16 protein-coding genes are annotated in these 17,135 nt (G+C 73.4%); 10 read left to right on the top strand and 6 right to left on the bottom strand.

Going from position 1 to position 17,135, the window contains the following annotated elements; genetic code table 11:
* Positions 1 to 40: 40 nt before the first annotated feature.
* Positions 41 to 832, bottom strand: coding sequence for a metal-dependent hydrolase (locus tag MOV08_RS07960; RefSeq protein ID WP_039630579.1), 792 nt, complete (start codon positions 830 to 832; stop codon positions 41 to 43).
* 271 nt (positions 833 to 1,103) lie between these two features.
* Between MOV08_RS07960 and MOV08_RS07965 the strand changes: the two genes are divergently transcribed.
* From MOV08_RS07965 to MOV08_RS07975, 3 genes are read left to right on the top strand one after another with little or no spacing between them, the layout of a single operon-like run.
* Entirely contained in the window at positions 1,104 to 3,617 is a 2,514-nt protein-coding gene (locus MOV08_RS07965) for a DEAD/DEAH box helicase (RefSeq protein WP_039630581.1), read from the top strand.
* Between the two features lie 52 nt (positions 3,618 to 3,669).
* Positions 3,670 to 4,539, top strand: coding sequence for an acyl-CoA thioesterase (locus MOV08_RS07970; protein WP_275306842.1), 870 nt, complete (start codon positions 3,670 to 3,672; stop codon positions 4,537 to 4,539).
* A gap of 44 nt (positions 4,540 to 4,583) precedes the next feature.
* Entirely contained in the window at positions 4,584 to 4,829 is a 246-nt protein-coding gene (locus MOV08_RS07975; RefSeq protein ID WP_275306843.1) for a hypothetical protein, read from the top strand.
* A 72-nt stretch (positions 4,830 to 4,901) separates the two neighbouring features.
* Here the strand turns inward: MOV08_RS07975 and MOV08_RS07980 are convergent, their stop codons facing one another.
* Together MOV08_RS07980 and MOV08_RS07985 are read right to left on the bottom strand one after the other, a co-directional pair.
* Entirely contained in the window at positions 4,902 to 5,804 is a 903-nt protein-coding gene (locus tag MOV08_RS07980) for a DUF6397 family protein (protein ID WP_239009980.1), read from the bottom strand.
* Positions 5,805 to 5,887: 83 nt separating this feature from the next.
* Positions 5,888 to 6,295, bottom strand: a complete 408-nt coding sequence (locus MOV08_RS07985) for a roadblock/LC7 domain-containing protein (protein ID WP_039630588.1) — start codon at positions 6,293 to 6,295, stop codon at positions 5,888 to 5,890.
* 166 nt (positions 6,296 to 6,461) lie between these two features.
* On the opposite strand from MOV08_RS07985, the gene MOV08_RS07990 reads away from it, so the two are divergent.
* Entirely contained in the window at positions 6,462 to 6,890 is a 429-nt protein-coding gene (locus tag MOV08_RS07990; protein ID WP_039630590.1) for a PPOX class F420-dependent oxidoreductase, read from the top strand.
* 45 nt (positions 6,891 to 6,935) lie between these two features.
* Here MOV08_RS07990 and MOV08_RS07995 read toward each other — a convergent pair whose 3' ends face one another.
* Positions 6,936 to 7,550: a GTP-binding protein gene (locus MOV08_RS07995; protein WP_039630592.1), complete on the bottom strand. Its 615-nt coding sequence runs from the start codon at positions 7,548 to 7,550 to the stop codon at positions 6,936 to 6,938.
* Positions 7,551 to 7,809: 259 nt separating this feature from the next.
* On the opposite strand from MOV08_RS07995, the gene MOV08_RS08000 reads away from it, so the two are divergent.
* Both MOV08_RS08000 and MOV08_RS08005 read left to right on the top strand, forming a co-directional pair.
* Positions 7,810 to 9,306 (top strand): purine-cytosine permease family protein, encoded by a 1,497-nt coding sequence (locus MOV08_RS08000; protein ID WP_275306844.1) that lies wholly within the window; start codon positions 7,810 to 7,812, stop codon positions 9,304 to 9,306.
* Positions 9,303 to 9,914: a class I SAM-dependent methyltransferase gene (locus tag MOV08_RS08005; protein WP_275306845.1), complete on the top strand. Its 612-nt coding sequence runs from the start codon at positions 9,303 to 9,305 to the stop codon at positions 9,912 to 9,914. The genes MOV08_RS08000 and MOV08_RS08005 overlap by 4 nt, the downstream gene beginning before the upstream one ends.
* Positions 9,915 to 9,972: 58 nt before the next feature.
* Here MOV08_RS08005 and MOV08_RS08010 read toward each other — a convergent pair whose 3' ends face one another.
* A complete protein-coding gene (locus tag MOV08_RS08010) occupies positions 9,973 to 10,890 on the bottom strand; it encodes an oxygenase MpaB family protein (protein ID WP_275306846.1) in 918 nt (305 codons plus the stop codon).
* A gap of 92 nt (positions 10,891 to 10,982) precedes the next feature.
* Here MOV08_RS08010 and MOV08_RS08015 point away from each other — a divergent pair, with 92 nt between their 5' ends.
* Both MOV08_RS08015 and MOV08_RS08020 read left to right on the top strand, forming a co-directional pair.
* Positions 10,983 to 11,303 (top strand): hypothetical protein, encoded by a 321-nt coding sequence (locus MOV08_RS08015; protein WP_275306847.1) that lies wholly within the window; start codon positions 10,983 to 10,985, stop codon positions 11,301 to 11,303.
* A 136-nt stretch (positions 11,304 to 11,439) separates the two neighbouring features.
* Positions 11,440 to 12,225: a hypothetical protein gene (locus tag MOV08_RS08020; RefSeq protein ID WP_275306848.1), complete on the top strand. Its 786-nt coding sequence runs from the start codon at positions 11,440 to 11,442 to the stop codon at positions 12,223 to 12,225.
* 53 nt (positions 12,226 to 12,278) lie between these two features.
* Here MOV08_RS08020 and MOV08_RS08025 read toward each other — a convergent pair whose 3' ends face one another.
* A complete protein-coding gene (locus tag MOV08_RS08025) occupies positions 12,279 to 12,461 on the bottom strand; it encodes a hypothetical protein (RefSeq protein ID WP_039630600.1) in 183 nt (60 codons plus the stop codon).
* Between the two features lie 148 nt (positions 12,462 to 12,609).
* Between MOV08_RS08025 and MOV08_RS08030 the strand changes: the two genes are divergently transcribed.
* Both MOV08_RS08030 and MOV08_RS08035 read left to right on the top strand, forming a co-directional pair.
* The gene (locus MOV08_RS08030; protein ID WP_275306849.1) at positions 12,610 to 15,702 is read left to right on the top strand and encodes a DEAD/DEAH box helicase; all 3,093 of its coding nucleotides are present in this window, start codon (positions 12,610 to 12,612) and stop codon (positions 15,700 to 15,702) included.
* Entirely contained in the window at positions 15,702 to 17,126 is a 1,425-nt protein-coding gene (locus tag MOV08_RS08035; protein WP_420834143.1) for an SWF or SNF family helicase, read from the top strand. The genes MOV08_RS08030 and MOV08_RS08035 overlap by 1 nt, the downstream gene beginning before the upstream one ends.
* Positions 17,127 to 17,135: the final 9 nt, after the last annotated feature.

Here is a 17,135-nt window from a genome sequence, read left to right on the forward strand (position 1 = left end):
GGGACCGGACGAGCCGCACGGGTCGCACGGGTCGCACGGGTCAGATGTAGCCCAGTGCCCCCAGCGCGCCGAGGCCGCCCAGCAGCATGAACGCCGGCATCAGCACCTTCAGCTCCACCCGGCTGCCGGCCCGGAAGCGCATCGGCTTGGGCGTGCCCAGCGGGTACCAGCGCTTGCGGCCTATCGGGATGGGCCACAGGATCGGGCAGCCCGAGACGGTCAGCGCGTCGCCGATGTCGTGCACCAGCGCGCCCAGCATGATCGGCAGGCCGAGCCAGAGGTACTCCTGCCCCGGCTCGGTGAACAGCCAACTCGCGCCGTTGCCCGGCAGGTCCATCTCCTGGGCCAGGATCCACGCCGCCGCGGCGCCGAGCAGCCACACCAGCACATCGCTGGAGACCCGCGCCGCCCGCCACAGCAGCCCCTCGATGGCCAGCACCATGTGGACGAAGAGGATGCCGAGCACCGCCCACCGCCCGCCCTCCATGGCGAGCAGGGACATACCGGCGCCGATCAGCACCGCCCACAGCCAGGTGTGGGTCAGCGTCCGGTGCCCGCCCGAGCGGTGCGAGTCGCCGCGCATCTTGGTCGCCTTGTAGGCGGCGTGCGAGAGGGTGTCGACCACGTCGCACAGCCAGCGCGACAGCGGCCCGAAGGCACGCGAGATCGTCGCGGCCTTGTGGTCGAGGTCCGGCGCCAGTGCCGCCCCGGCACAGATCAGTGTGCCGCTGACCAGCACCGGCCAGGGCATCGGATACCCGGCGCCGTAGGCCGCCGCCCCCACCCCCAGCCAGGCCGCGGCTCCGGACAGCGAGTGCGCCGGTCCCATCATGGTCGTTCCCCACCCCTTGTTCTGCGCTTCTGACGCCTGGTCGGCGACACAGCGTAGCGTCAGATGATCTCCGGTCGGGGAGCGGGTGGCGGGCCGGAACACGGGCGGGCGACGGGGCGAACACGATCCGCACCCGGCCGTGCGCGGGGTGTGCGCACCCCTGCCGACGGAGGCGCGCAGCCGCCCTCCCCGGCCGCCGTCGGCCTCCAGTTGATCTCCATCCGGAGCACCGGTTCCCGGATCCGGGCCGAAGGCAGGCAGTATGGGGGGCGTGACCCTCATCGATCATCTCCCGAACACCGCCGACCCCGACGCCCTCTTCGAAGCCTTTTCGGGCTGGGCCGAACAGCAGGGCATCTCGCTCTACCCTGCCCAGGAGGAGGCGCTGATCGAAGTGGTCTCGGGGGCGAACGTCGTCCTGTCCACCCCCACCGGCTCCGGGAAGAGCCTGGTGGCGGCGGGCGCGCACTTCACCGCGCTCGCCAACGACCAGGTCACCTTCTACACCGCGCCCATCAAGGCGCTGGTCTCGGAGAAGTTCTTCGACCTGTGCAAGCTGTTCGGCACCGAGAACGTCGGGATGCTCACCGGCGACGCGTCGGTCAACTCCGATGCCCCGGTGATCTGCTGCACCGCCGAGGTGCTCGCCTCGATCGCGCTGCGTGACGGCAAGTACGCCGACATCGGCCAGGTCGTGATGGACGAGTTCCACTTCTACGCCGAGCCGGACCGGGGCTGGGCCTGGCAGATCCCGCTGCTGGAGCTGCCGCAGGCACAGTTCGTCCTGATGTCGGCGACGCTCGGCGACATGTCGCGCTTCGAGGAGGACCTGACCCGGCGCACCGGCCGGTCGACGGCGGTGGTCCGCTCCGCGACCCGGCCCGTGCCGCTGTCGTACGAGTACCGCAGCACGGCGCTGACCGAGACGCTGACCGAGCTGCTGGAGACCCGCCAGTCGCCGGTCTACATCGTGCACTTCACGCAGGCCGCCGCCGTGGAGCGGGCGCAGGCGCTGATGAGCATCAACATGTGCACCCGGGCCGAGAAGGACGAGATCGCCAAGCTGATCGGGAACTTCCGCTTCACCACCAAGTTCGGGCGGAACCTCTCGCGGTACGTCCGGCACGGCATCGGCGTGCACCACGCGGGCATGCTGCCGAAGTACCGGCGGCTCGTGGAGAAGCTGGCGCAGGCGGGTCTGCTGAAGGTGATCTGCGGCACCGACACGCTCGGCGTAGGCGTCAACGTCCCCATCCGTACGGTGCTGTTCACCGCGCTGACGAAGTACGACGGGACGCGGGTGCGGACGCTGCGGGCGCGGGAGTTCCACCAGATCGCGGGCCGCGCCGGCCGGGCCGGCTTCGACACCGCCGGCTTCGTGGTCGCGCAGGCCCCGGAACACGTCGTGGAGAACGAGAAGGCGCTGGCGAAGGCGGGCGACGATCCGAAGAAGCGCCGCAAGGTGGTCCGCAAGAAGGCGCCGGAGGGCTTCGTCAACTGGGGCCAGAACACCTTCGAGAAGCTCATCGGCTCCGACCCCGAGCCGCTGACCTCGCGTTTCCGGGTGACGCACACGATGCTGCTGTCGGTGATCGCCCGGCCGGGCAACGCCTTCGAGGCGATGCGACGCCTGCTGGAGGACAACCACGAGCCGCGCCGGAACCAGCTGCGGCACATCCGCCGCGCGATCGCGATCTACCGCTCCCTCGTGGACGGCGGGATCGTCGAGCGGCTCCCGGAGCCGGACGCGGAGGGCCGGATCGTCCGCCTCACCGTGGACCTCCAGCAGGACTTCGCGCTCAACCAGCCGCTGTCGACGTTCGCACTGGCGGCGTTCGACCTGCTCGACCCCGAGTCGCCGTCGTACGCGCTGGACATGGTGTCGGTGGTGGAGTCGACGCTGGACGACCCCCGGCAGATCCTGGCCGCCCAGCAGAACAAGGCGCGGGGCGAGGCGGTCGCGCAGATGAAGGCCGACGGCGTCGAGTACGAGGACCGCATGGAGCGCCTCATGGACGTCGAGTACCCCAAGCCGCTGGACGAGCTGCTGTCGCACGCCTACGGCCTCTACCGCAAGAGCCACCCCTGGGTCGGCGACCACCCGCTGTCGCCGAAGTCGGTCATCCGCGACATGTACGAACGCGCCATGACCTTCACGGAGTTCACCTCCTTCTACGAGCTGGCGCGCACCGAGGGCATCGTGCTGCGCTACCTGGCCAGCGCGTACAAGGCGCTGGACCACACCGTGCCGGACGACCTGAAGTCGGAGGACTTCCAGGACATCGTCGCCTGGCTGGGCGAGATGGTCCGGCAGGTCGACTCCAGCCTGCTGGACGAGTGGGAGCAGCTGGCCAACCCGGAGGAGGAGACGGCGGAGCAGGCGGCCGAGCGGGCGGATCAGGTCCGGCCGGTCACCGCCAACGCGCGGGCGTTCCGCGTGCTGGTCCGCAACGCGATGTTCCGGCGGGTGGAGCTGGCGGCACTGGACAAGGTCGAGGAACTCGGCGAGATGGACGCCGAGTCCGGCTGGGACGCCGACGCCTGGGGCGAGGCGATGGACGCCTACTGGGACGAGTACGACGAACTGGGCACCGGGCCGGACGCCCGCGGCCCGAAACTCCTGCGGATCGACGAGGACACCGCGCACGGGCTGTGGAAGGTGCGGCAGACTTTCGCCGACCCGAACGGCGATCACGACTGGGGCGTCTCGGCCGAGGTGGACCTGGCCGCCTCCGACGAGGAGGGACGCGCGGTGGTCCGGGTCACCGACGTGGGGCAGTTGTGAGCCGACGGCTTCGACCGAGGCCGCCGAAGGAGATGACGGAGGGCCACCGGTCATGACGAATCCGGCCGAGAAGCTGGTCGATCTGCTGGACCTGGAGCAGATCGAGGTGAACATCTTCCGTGGCCGCAGCCCGCAGGAGAGCCTCCAGCGGGTCTTCGGCGGGCAGGTCGCCGGCCAGGCGCTGGTGGCCGCCGGGCGGACCACGGAAGGGGACCGCCCGGTCCACTCGCTGCACGCGTACTTCCTCCGGCCGGGCCGGCCGGGGGTGCCGATCGTGTACCAGGTCGAGCGGGTCCGCGACGGGCGGTCCTTCACCACCCGTCGGGTCGTCGCCGTCCAGCAGGGACGTACGATCTTCAATCTGACCGCCTCCTTCCACAAGCCGGAACCCGGCTTCGAACACCAACTGCCGATGCGCCGGGCCGTACCCGACCCGGAAGAACTGCCGAACGTCGCGGAAGAGGTCCGCACGCACCTGGGCGGTCTGCCCGAGGCGCTGGAGCGGATGGCCCGCCGCCAGCCGTTCGACATCCGCTATGTCGACCGGCTGCGCTGGACGCCGGACGAGATCGAGGGCGCCGAACCGCGCAGCGCCGTCTGGATGCGCGCCGTCGGCCCGCTGGGCGACGACCCGCTGGTGCACACCTGCGCGCTGACCTACGCCAGCGATATGACGCTGCTGGACGCGGTCCGCATCCCGATCGAGCCCCTGTGGGGCCCCCGTGGCTTCGATATGGCCTCCCTCGATCACGCGATGTGGTTCCACCGTCCCTTCCGCGCGGACGAGTGGTTCCTCTACGACCAGGAGTCCCCGATCGCCACCGGCGGCCGGGGCCTGGCCCGCGGTCGCATCTACGACCGCGCCGGCCGCCTGTTGGTCTCCGTGGTGCAGGAGGGGCTGTTCCGCCAGCTCGGTGACTGAGGGGCGCGTGGGCGGCAGCGGCGGCACCGCCTTACGCTCGCCTCATGGACTTCACCCTCACCGCGGCGGAGGAGACCGTCGTCCGCCATGTCGCCCTCCGCCTCCGGGCCGGCGTGCCGCCCTCCGACGACGACGTGGCGGACGAGCTCGGCGACGAGGCCCGCCCGTTGCTGCAATCCCTGTTGGACAAGGGCTGGCTCGTCGTCGGCGAGGGGCGGACGCTGGCCCTGTCCACCATCGCGCGGGCCGTGGTGGCCGACCGCGGGGATGCCGGGGAGCCGCAGGGCTGACGCCGGGCGGCCCCGCCGTTCCGCCACCCGCCTCGCCCGTGCCTGCCGTCGTGGCCCCACCGCGCCGCGGTGCTACGCCCGCACGGAGAGGCTTCTGGGGTCCGGCCCCCAGGTCGGGCCGTTCCCCGGGCCCGTCCCCCGGGTCGGCGGCCGGCCGGCTCGGACGGTGGCCGATGGACGGACCCGGCCGGGATCCTCGCGGCGGGCTGTCTCCAGAGCCCGGGAGAGATTGACCCGGTACCACAGGACCTCGTCGAACTCCTCGGCCGTCAGGACCCGTTCGAAGGATTCCCGGGCCGCCGGGGTCGCCGTGATCATGGAGGCGAGGACGGGCCGCAGCCGACGCAGCAGGGCGCGCTCCAGCGGATCCTCGGCCACCGAGGCGAGCTCTTCCGGCGGCAGCACCGCGGCGATCACCGCGGCCGACTGCCACGGATCGTCGGTCCGCCCCATCAGCTGGGCGACCCGGCGACTGCGCCACTGGCGGGCCCGCCAGTCCTGTCCGCTGGTGAGCATCACGCGCATCGCGACCGGGGTGTTGCCCTGCAGCAACTCCGGCTCGCGGTCGGCGAACTCGGTGATCTCCGAGGCGAGATAGAGCCAGACCACCGCGCCGAAGCGGTTCACATAGAAGCGGACAGGGCCCACACATCCGGCCCGGGTGAGCCGCAGGGCCCGGCCGGGGCCGATGCCCATCAGCGCCGCGGCCTCATTGGTGGTGACCGCGCGCAGGCGTGCGCGGAGCGTCTCGGGGAATCCCGGCTCGGCCCGGAGCCGGGCGACCTCCGCCGCCGGCACCCGGTGCCGGGCGGGCGGCCCGGCGCTTCCCGGCCGGCGGTCGGGCACGGCCGGTACCGTCCGTACCTCTCCGAGCTGCGTGGCGAGTTCGAACTCGCCGGTCCGCAGCTCCAGTTCCTGGGCGGCCCGCGCCATCGAGAGCGTCTGCCGCCCGTCGCACATCACTGTCACCGTCATGGTGCTTCCCCCTGCGACTCGATCGTCGATCACTGACGGTTACGACCATAGCCGCGGGCGGTGACAGCGCGTCAACGCTCGATTCAGACCTGTGGATAACTCTCCGGTCGGCGCACCGCAACGCCCAGGTGCTCCCCGACGCGGTTGACCAACAGCGTCATCTCGTAGGCGATCTGACCCATGTCGGAGTCGGCGCCGGCCAGCACGCACAGGCAGCTGCCGTCCCCCGCGGCCGTCACGAACAACACCCCGTCGTCGAACTCGACCATGGTCTGGCGCACCCGCCCGACCCCGAAGTGGAGCGCCGATCCCTTCGCCAGGCTGTGCAGTCCGGAGGCGACCGCCGCCAGGTGCTCGGCGTCCTCCTGCTCCAGCCCCTGGCTCGCGCCGGTCACCAACCCGTCGTTGGACAGCACCAGCGCGTGCCGTACCTGCTCCACCCGTTTGGTCAGGTCGTCCAGCAGCCAATCGAGTCCGCTGCTCAGTGCCATGCCCGTTCCTCCCCGTATCCCCGTCCGCAGGTGTGGCCGGACGGCAGTTCGCGGCCCGTCGGCGGGCCGCCGTGCCAGCCTGTCCCACCTCCGCCCTGTCGGCAAGCGGCTCCGCACCCGGCGTGCCCCGTGCCTTCCGCGTTCTGTCGGCGGCGAGGATGGCGGCATGGCACACACAATGACGAAGGATGAGTGGCGGGCGTTCCTTTCCGAGGGCACCCGGACCGGAAAATTGTCGACCGTGCGGGCCGACGGCGCTCCGCACATCGCACCGGTGTGGTTCCTCGTGGACGGCGAGGAGCTGGTGTTCAACACCGGCAAGGAGACGGTCAAGGGTCGCAACCTCGCCCGTGACGGCAGGGTGGCGCTGTGCGTCGACGACGATCGGCCGCCGTTCGCGTTCGTGGTGGTGCAGGGGACGGCGGAGCTCAGCGAGGAGCTGTCGGACGTCCGGCACTGGGCGACCCGGATCGCGGCCCGCTACATGGGCGAGGAGCGGGCGGAGGCGTACGGCGCCCGCAATGGCGTCCCGGGTGAACTGCTGGTGCGGGTCCGGATCGACAAGGTGGTCGCGCTCACCGAGGTCGCGGACTGAGGGGCAGGGGGCGCGGACGGTTCGCCCTTCCGCGCCCCGGGCCGGTCAGCCCACCGAGTCCAACTGCCGGGCGGAGTGCATCCGTCCGGCGTGCTCGACCAGCCGGACCAGCACCTCCTTGCCCGAGTCGCGATCCCGGGCGTCGCAGAGCACGACGGGTGTGCCGCGGTTCAGGTCCAGGGCGCGGGAGACCTCGTCGGCCCCGTAGGACCCGGCACCGGGGAAGCAGTTGACGGCCACCACGAACGGCAGGCCGCGGCGCTCGAAGTAGTCGACGGCCGGGAAGCAGTCCGGCAGCCGCCGGGTGTCGGCCAGCACCACGGCTCCCAGCGCGCCCTCCGACAGGTCGTCCCACAGGAACCAGAAGCGGTCCTGTCCCGGCGTGCCGAAGAGGTACAGGGCGAGCCCCGACCTGATGGTGATGCGGCCGAAGTCCATCGCCACCGTGGTGGTGGTCTTGGCCGCCACTCCCCCGGTGTCGTCGAACGCCTGGCCCACCTCGCTGAGGCGCTCCTCGGTGCGCAGCGGACGGATCTCGCTGACCGCGCCCACCAGGGTCGTCTTGCCCGCCCCGAAACCGCCCGCGACTAAGATCTTCAGGGCCAATCCGGGGGCAGGACGAGGAACTACGTCCTCCGGGGTCCCTTGTACGGCGTTCATCGGCCGTCTCCTTCAAGGTGCGGGTCCCGCCAGGCGCGGGTGTGCGGATCCAGGGCACAGCGATGGGACCGGGGCGACACCGGGTGCCGTCCGGAAATCCATGGCGAGGACCGTACCGCCCGCTGATCGGGATTTTCTCGAATTCGGGAAAGCCGCCCGGACATCGGGTCATGATGTGGTTTCCGGCCATGCCGTGCCGTCGTTCCCGTCGCCGCACACGCGTTCCCCGGGAGCACCGGCCTTGGGGGATCATGTGCGCATGACGCAGCAGCGGGCACCGCAGTCACCCGGACGACGCACCGTGTCCGCCGGGGCCAACACCTCGGCAGCGGCCGTGGAACGCAACGGCATCAACCCGGTGCCGGACGCCGAACGGCACGGCACGCCCCGCTCCCTGTTCTGGCCGTGGGCCGCCTCCGGGCTGTCCCTGCTCTCCATCGCCTACGGGATCTACGTGACGGGGCTCGGCCTCAATGCCTGGCAGGCGGTGGTCACCGGGACGCTGGGCTACGTGCTGTCGTTCCTCCTGGTGGGCCTGGTGTCGGTGGCCGGGGCGCGGACCGGCGCGCCCACCATGGCCATCGGACGGGCCGCTTTCGGCCGGCAGGGCAACAAGCTCCCCACCGTGTTCAGTTACGTCTCCAACGTCGGCTGGGAGACCGTCCTGGTAGCGCTCTCCTCCCTGGGCGGCGCCGCCATCCTGGCGCGCGTCTCGCCGGCGGTCTTCGCCCGGGCTGACGGGCGCACGCCGACCACCGGGGCCCAGGCGCTGTGCTTCGCCGTGACCGCCGTCTCGGTGGTGGTCGTGGGCATCTACGGACACGCGCTGATCATGAAGGTGCAGAAGTACCTGACCGCCGCCATCACCGTGATGACCGCGGCCTACCTGGTGCTGATGGCCGACCGGATCCACCCCTCGGCCCTCCTTGCGGGGCGTCCGGGCGGGCTCGGCACGGCCATCGGGGGCGTGGTCTTCGCGATGACCCTCCTGGGGCTGGGGTGGGTCAACTGCGGGGCGGATTACGGCCGTTACCTGCCCCGTGGCAGCAGCGCCCGGGCGATCACCGGCTGGACGACGCTGGGCGGGGTGCTGGCCCCGGTGGCGCTGCTGGTCTTCGGGGTGCTGCTGAACGCCGGCGATCCGAAGCTCGCCGCGGCGGCCGCCGCCGATCCCGTGGGCGCGCTCGCGGCCGCGCTGCCGACCTGGTTCCTGGTGCCGTATCTGCTGACCGCCATCGGGGGGTTCGCGTCCGGGGCGATCATGGACATCTACAGCTCGGGGATGTCGCTGCTGGCCCTCGGAGTGCCCGTCAGGCGGCATCTCGCGGTGCTGGTGGACGGGGCGTTGATGACCGTCGGCGGCTGGTACGTGCTGTTCGTCTCGCCCAGTTTCTTCGCCACGTTCCAGGCGTTCCTGTCCGTGGTCGGGGTGGCGATGGCGGCGTGGACGTCCGTCTTCCTGGTCCAGCGGTGGCGCGACCGCCGCTGCAGTTCCGGGCCGTCCGCGGCGCCGGCCATAGGGTGGCCGGCGGTCCTCTCGCTGGCCGTCGCCACCGTCGTCGGGCTCGGCCTGATCACCTCCGCCGATCCCCACATCGCCCGGGCCGTGGGGTTCCTGCTCACCGACCGCGCCGCGCACGGCACACTGGGCGCGATGAACCTCGGGGTGGTGGCCGCCCTGTTCGTCGCGGGCATCCTCTATGCCGTCACCGCGCCACTGGCCCACCGCCCCACCGCTCCCGAAGGAGACCGATGACCAGCCTGCCCACCACGCGCCCGCACGACGTCCGCGCGTTCTTCGGTGCCCGCGCCGCCGGTTGGGACGCCAAGTTCCCCGACGACGGCCCCGCCTACGCCGCCGGCGTCGCCGCACTGGGCCTGCGGGAGGGTCAACGGGTGCTGGACGCCGGCTGCGGCACCGGACGCGCCCTGCCGGCCCTCAGAGCGGCCGTGGGAGCGCGCGGGGCGGTGCTGGGCGCCGACCTCACCCCGGAGATGCTGACGGCCGCCGTGCGGGCCGGACGCGGCGCCTGCGCGGGCCTGCTGCTCGCCGACGTGACCCGGCTTCCGCTCCCGTCGGCCGCGCTGGACGCCGTGTTCGCCGCCGGGTTGGTCTCCCATCTGTCCGACTCCGCGGCCGGGCTGACCGAACTGGCCAGGGTGGTGCGCCCCGGTGGCCGGCTCGCACTCTTCCACCCCGTCGGGCGGGCGGCCCTCGCGGCGCGCAAGGGACACCCGCTCACCCCCGGCGACCTCAGGGCCGAACCCAACCTGCGTCCCCTCCTGGCCGGCAGCGGCTGGGACCTCGTCCGGTACGTCGACGAGGACGCCCGCTATCTGGCGCTGGCGGTCCGCCACGGGTGAGGCACCCTGACGGACCGCACACCGCGGGCCGGTCCGACGGACCGGGGGCGGACACGAGCTACGACGCCGCCGGGTCCTCCTGGACGCGTGCGTCGTCGCCCACCGGGTGGACGGGGCAGCTGCCCAGCCGCCAGGACGACGGGAAGGTCCCCAGCTCGGCGACCCGGTAGCCGTCGGGGTAGCCCTTGATCTCCGGGTTCTGACGGCCGTAGTGCGGGGCGCGGCGCGGCGGCAGCACTCGCACGGCCCTGGCCCGCAGCTTCAGGGCGGTGCGCACCGCCGTCCGCACCGCGGGCCGGGGCCGGTCGAAGCGGAAGGCGTCCAGCAGCGTGTCGTCCAGGAGGGCCATGCTCGCGCTGCGCACCACCGGGGCGAGCGGGCCGTACCAGCCCGCCATCAGGTCCAAGGACGCGTCGGCCACCCGACGGGCACCGGGGTCCCAGCCGAAGTGCGCCTCCTCGTAGGCGTCCAGGAAGACCTCGAACTCCTGGTAGGTCTGCGGGATGTCACGGATCCCCATGTGGCGGCCGAGGGTGCCGTAGTACGCGGCCATCGCGCGCTTCTCGTGTTCGCTCAGCCGCCGCCAGCCGTACTGGTCGATCCAACGGATCGGCACCACCACGAAGGTGCACAGGACGTAACGCATGTCCTCGTCGGAGATGTCGTAGCTGTGGTGCATCTGGTTGATCCGGCGGATCGCGGTCCGGCCGTCGCCGCTGTCGAAGCCGTGTTCCAGAACGGTGTCCAGGAGGAGGGCCGTGTCGTCGTAGCGCTTCTGCGCGCGCTCCGTCAGCTCGGCGGTCTCGGCGAGCAGCCGCCCGATGCTCGGCACCGCGTAGGTGCGGTAGAGCGCCAGTTCCAGCGCCCTGGTGATGTCCCAGGGGAACTCATGGGCGTAGGTGATGCGGTGGATCCGCAGGAAGTCGCGCTCCGGATCGAGCCGTCGGATCTCCCTCAACCAGTCGTAGCGCCGCACCTATTGTCCATCCCTTCCTCGGCCGAAGTTCCCACAGTATGGGCTGCGGGCACACTTCTACGACGGTGTAGGGCGAGGGGCCGGGGGTCGGGATGACCGGATTCATACGCGACATGGCCGGGGTGCTCCACCTCGGCAGACGGGCCGGCGGCAGACGTCCGGCGGTGTTCCACCGCGGCGGCCGGCCGGCGGGGCGTCCGCACAACATCTTCGAGGCGGCGGCCTGCTATGTGGCGGCGGGCGCCGAGGGCGACGAGGAACGGGGTGCCCAGGCGGCGGAGTGGGTGTCGCCCGAGGCGCTGGCCTTCGGCATCAACGAACTCGCCTGCCGGGCCGTGCTGGCGCTGGCCCGGGAGCGCGGGCGGTCGCCGCAGGAGGTCGCCTATGAGCTCCTCGGGCTGCCGCTGCCCTGACGGGCCGTGGCCCCGGCGATCCCGCGGCCCACGTCACAGGATCGCATCGTCGCAGCGTACGGCTGGTGACAAGGCCGGGCCCGGCCAATTAGGGTGCGCGGCGAAGTGCGGACCGGCTATGGAAGGGAGGCGCGGCGTGCCGACGACCGAGAGCGCCGAGGACGACCAGTTGTTCGTGCTGACGGCGGTGCTGCTGACGCCCGCGCAGTTCCCCAGCGTGCTCGGCGACGACTACCCCGAGGTGTGCGCGGGACTCGGCCTCGAACCGTACGCGGAGGGCTACGGCCTGGTCCTCGGCCAGGACGGCACGGGGGCGCGCTGGACCGTGGCCACCGAGGACGTGTCGTTGGTGGCCTGCGCGATCGCGGCGTGGGATTGCGGCATGGAGTACGACCTGTCGCCGGGCGAGGAGAGCATCGTCGTGGCGCTTCCGGGGTGGCCGCTGGCCCTGGCGGTCGCCACCCCCGGGATACCGCAGCCGCACGACCCCGAGCCGCAGGAGGGCGACCGCGCGCCGCTGGCGCCGCCGGACGCCGGCGACTGGGGGCCCGCCCAGCGGCGGCTGGGCGCGGACGAGATAGCGCTGCAGTGGGCGTCCTGGCGGGCGCAGGTGGAGGACGAGGAGGTCTCCTTCGCGGAGCCCGGCGAGGAGCGGCACCGGGGCGTGCGACGGGTGCTGGCGGAGGCCCGCGGCTATCTCGTCGATCCCCCGCCGCCGGGTCGGGTGCGGTCGTCGTTCGCCGCCGGCGAGGCCCGTACGCTGCGGGTCGACGGGCCCGGGTGGAGCATGGTGGCGCGCACCGACGACATCGCCTTCGTCCTGCTGGACGACGAGCCGGGGCAGGTGCACCCGGTGGGGCGGGGACCGGAACTGCCCGGGCTGCTGGCCTCGTTGGACGGCCTGGCGGCCCGCCCCCTCTGACGGCCGCGGCCGGCCGGGCCGCCCTCGGGGGCGCGCCGGCCGGAACCGCCGGCTCAGCGGCCGAGCTGCTTGTGGCCGACTCGGCGCAGCCGGCGCCGCTGGGAGGGGTCGAGCGTCAGATACGCGACGGCCGGGATCCCGACCATGACCAAGACGGCCGCCCAGAACGGCAGCAGCCACAGCAGGATCACTCCCACCGCGACGCCGCCGATCGCGACCTTCGCCTGTGTGGACATCCTTCACGCCCTTTCCGCGGCGGGTGCCGCGCTCTGTCGTATTCCATTGAACGCCGATTCGCCGCCGGAGGTTCCCTCGACGGGCGGATCGTGCTGTACCCTCGGGCGCTCCACGCTCCAGTAGTCAAATTTGAGGAGTACCGCCCCGGTGGCTTCCCTCCCCTCGGTCACACCCGCCCTGCTCCCCGCTCTCTCCCCCTGCGCGGCAGTCTTTCTGCCGTCCGATCCGCCCCGGCTGGGACGCATCGCCTTCTGGCGCCCGGACGGCGAACCCGTCCTGGACGCCTCCGCCGACACCGCGCCCGGTGGGGCCGGCGCGGACCGGCCGGCACGGGAGCAGCTGACCGTCGCCCTGCCCAACGGGCCGGAGGACGGCGGCGCGGAGAACGGCAGCGGTGGAGACGGCGGCATCACCATGTGCGCCGTGCCGGCCCTGGTGCTGCCGGTGGCCGCGGCGCTCCCCGTCCTCACCCGGATACGCGGCGGCCGGCACACCCACCCGGCGGCGGCCTTCTGGGGCACCGCCGCCCTGCTGGCGCTCCGGCTCGCGGCCCGCGGCCGGCTGCTGCCCGGTCTCAGCCCCACCGACCACGACGCCTGGCGGGCCGGCCCGCTCGACCCGGAGGACGTGGCGCAGCTGCGCGACCTGGCCGCCGCCATGCCCCCGTACGCCCACGCCGCCCCGCTCCCGGGGACCGCCCCGGTGCGGCTGCCGGAACCCGAGCGCCAGGTGCGCGCCTTCCTGGACGCGGTCGCCGACGGGCTGCCCCGTACCCCCGCGGCCGAACTGGCCGCCGGCGGACCGGCCTTCGCCGCGCCCGCCCCGCAGCACATCCCGGAACAGCGCGCGTGGGCCGCGGAGGTCGCCGCCGGGCACGACGCGGGGGTGCGGATCTCGCTGCGCGTGGAGGTGCACGGGGCGGGCCCGGCCCTCACGGAGGCGCCGGACACGGAACCGCGGCGCCCGGATGCGGCGGAGCCGGATCGCGGGCGCCCAACGGGCCCGCAGCATCCGGCCGGACCCGACGCGGACCGGGCACCCGGCGCCGATCCTGACGTCACGTTCGCCGCCGTCGTGCAGGTCCACAGCGCGGACGATCCCACGGTCGTCGCCGACGCCGCCGAGGTGTGGACCGGCACGGCACCGGCGGGGCGGGCGTTCGGCCCGCAGGCGCGGGCGGAGACCCTGCTGACGCTGCGCCGGGCGGCCGCCGCCTGGGCGGCGTTGACCCCACTGCTGTCCGCTGCGGTGCCGGACGCGCTGGAGCTGGCGGACGAGGAGGTCGCCGAGTTGCTGGGCCCGGCGTCCGGTGCGCTGGCCGCCGCCGGGGTCCGGGTCCACTGGCCGGAGAAGTTCGCCCGGACGCTGACCACGCGGGCCGTGGTGGGGCCGCCCGACGGGCCGGACGCCGCCGCGCACGGGCCCGGGGCCGGCGGGGTGCCGTCACTGGTCTCCGCCGACGCACTGCTCTCCTTCAGCTGGCGGTTCGCCATCGGTGACCAGGAGATCGACCGGACGGAGCTGGACCGGCTCGCCGAGGCGCGCCGCCCCCTGGTACGGCTGCGCGGCCGGTGGGTCCTGGTGGACCCGGAGGCGGTGCGCGCCGCCCGGGACCGCAAGGACCACACGGTCACCCCGTTGGACGCCCTGGGTGCCGCGCTCACCGGCAGCACGGAGGACGAGGACGGGCGCCGGGTGGAGGTCCAGGCGTCCGGCTGGCTCGCCCGGTTGCGCGACCGGCTGGCCGACCCGGAACGCGCCGAGGACCCGGCGATCGGCCAGCCCCCTGGGCTCGCCGCGACCCTGCGCGACTACCAGGTGCGCGGCCTGGGTTGGCTGCACCGCATGGCCTCGCTCGGCCTCGGCGGCTGCCTGGCCGACGACATGGGCCTGGGCAAGACCATCACGTTGATCGCCCTGCACCTGCACCGGCAGGCCGATCCGGAGTCGGCCGGACCCACGCTCGTCGTCTGCCCCACCTCCCTCATGGGCAACTGGCAGCGGGAGATCGAGAAGTTCGCGCCGGGGACGCCGGTGCGCCGTTTCCATGCCGGGCGGCGCAGCCTGGCGGACCTGGCCGACGGGGAGTTCGTCCTCACCACCTACGGGACGATGCGACGGGACACCGCCAGACTGGCGGAGGTCGCCTGGGGGCTGGTCGTCGCCGACGAGGCGCAGCACGTCAAGAATCCCTTCTCGGCCACCGCCCGGGCGCTGCGCGCCCTCCCCGCCACGGCCCGGGTGGCGCTGACCGGCACGCCGGTGGAGAACAACCTGTCGGAGCTGTGGGCGATCCTGGACTGGACGACGCCGGGGTTGCTGGGGCCGCTGGCCCGGTTCCGCAGGCGGCACGCGCAGGCCATCGAGGGCGGCGCGGCCGGTTCCCCGGAGGCCGCCGCGGCGGCCGAGCGGCTGGCCCGGCTGGTGCGGCCCTTCCTGCTGCGCCGGCGCAAGTCCGACCCGGGGATCGCGCCGGAGCTGCCGCCCAAGACGGAGACCGACCGGGCGGTGGCGCTCACCGCGGAACAGGTCGGGCTGTACGAGGCGGTGGTGCGCGAGGGGCTCGGCGAGATCGCCGGGTCGGCCGGCCTCGCGCGCCGCGGCCTGGTGGTGAAGTTGCTGACCGCGCTCAAGCAGATCTGCAACCACCCCGGGCACTACCTCAAGGAGCCGCCGGGCGGACCGGACGCCGGAACCGCGCGGTTCGCCGGGCGGTCGGGGAAGGCCGAGCTGCTCGACGAACTGCTGGACACCCTGCTCGCCGAGGGCGCGAGCGTCCTGGTGTTCACGCAGTACGTCCAGATGGCGCGGCTGCTGGCGGAACACCTGGCGGCGCGCGGGGTGCCGGCCCAACTACTGCACGGCGGAACACCGGTGGCCCGACGGGAGGAGCTGGTGCGGCGCTTCCAGGACGGGGCGGTGCCGGTGTTCCTGCTGTCCTTGAAGGCGGCGGGGACGGGCCTGAACCTCACCCGGGCGTCGCACGTCGTGCACTTCGACCGCTGGTGGAACCCGGCGGTCGAGGCGCAGGCCACCGACCGGGCGTATCGGATCGGGCAGACCCAGCCGGTGCAGGTCCACCGGATGGTCGCCGAGGGCACGGTCGAGGACCGGATCGCCGCGCTGCTCTCCCGTAAACAGCAGTTGGCGGACGCGGTCCTGGGTTCCGGCGAGGCGGCGCTGACCGAACTCACCGATGCCGAGCTGGCGGACCTGGTCGCCCTGCGCGGGAGCGAGTGATGACGGACGCATACGAGGAACACAGGGGGAAGGACGGGCCGGTGTACGAGGACATGAAGGGTGAGGACGGGGCGTACGGGAGCGGGGCCGACGGGGCGGGGCCGGAGCGGACGTTCGCGGCGCTGCCGGTGGCGCGCGGCCAGGGCTTCGCGCGGACCTGGTGGGGACAGGCATGGCTCAAGGCCCTGGAGGACACCGCGTTGGACGGCGCGCAGCTGAAGCTGGGCCGACGGCACGCGCGCGCCGGGGCGGTCGGCGCGGTCTCCGTGCGGCCGGGCCGGATCACCGCCGTCATCGAGGACCGCGACCACACCCGGTACCGCTCCGACGTGCTGCTCCAGCAGCTGTCCCCGGCGGACTGGGACCGGCTGCTGGACGTCGTCGCGGACCGGTCCGGACACCTCGCGGCACTACTGGACCGCGACATGCCGCCGGCCCTGGTGGAGGACGCGGCGGCGGCCGGGGTCGAACTCCTGCCGGGAATCGGCGACCTGGAGCCGGAGTGCGGCTGCGAGGCGTGGGACCACTGCGCGCATTCGGCGGCGCTGTGCTACCAGGTGGCGCGGCTGCTGGACCAGGATCCGTGCGTGCTGCTGCTGTTGCGCGGGCGGGGCGAGGAGGAGCTCCTGGACGAGCTCCAGCGGCGCAGCGCCTCCCGGGGCGGGGCGGCGACCGGACCGGCCGGTCCCGCTGGCGGGGAGGCGGTCGGCGTCCCCGCCGTCGAGGCGTACGCGGCGCGGGACGTCCTCCCGCCGCTGCCGCCGCTCCCCTCCCCGGTCACGGTCCCCGGTCCGGCGCCGGCGCTCGGCGGTGGCGCCGCGCCGGCCCCCGGAGTGGCGCCGGACGCGCTGGAGTTCCTGATCGGGGACGCGGCGGCGCGCGCCCGGCTGCTGCTGTCGGAGGCGCTGTCGCCCGGGCACGCCGACCACCCGCCGGCGCCCGCTTTGACGCCCGCCCAGGACGCGGTGCGGCTGGCGGCGACCGGGCCCGGCGCGGCCGTCACGGCACGCCTGGCGGACGGTTCGGGGCGCGACGCGCGGGGCCTGGATCTGGCCGTACGGGCCTGGCGGTTGGGCGGTCCGGCCGGGCTGGCGGTCCTGGAAGAGGAGTGGACGCCGGCGCCCGAGGCGCTGTCCCGGTTGCGGGACCGGCTGGCGGCCGCCTGGGAGGACGAGGCGTCCCGGCCGCGGCTACGGGCCACCGGGAATCGCTGGACCGTCGTGGGCGGCGGCACCCAGCTCCGCTACGGGCGCGACGGCCACTGGTGGCCGTTCCGCAAGGAGGGCGGTCGGTGGGCGCCGGCCGGTCCGGCCGCGGACGATCCGGCGGCGGCGCTGGCCGCCCTCGCGGCCGACCTACCGGACGGGCACACGGAGGGGAATCGCACCACGGTGCGAGAAACATCACCTTTGGTCAGCCCTTGACACCTGATG

Origin of the sequence: Streptomyces yunnanensis (genome assembly GCF_029011865.1) — a bacterium.
GTDB classification, from domain to species: Bacteria; Actinomycetota; Actinomycetes; order Streptomycetales; family Streptomycetaceae; genus Streptomyces; species Streptomyces yunnanensis.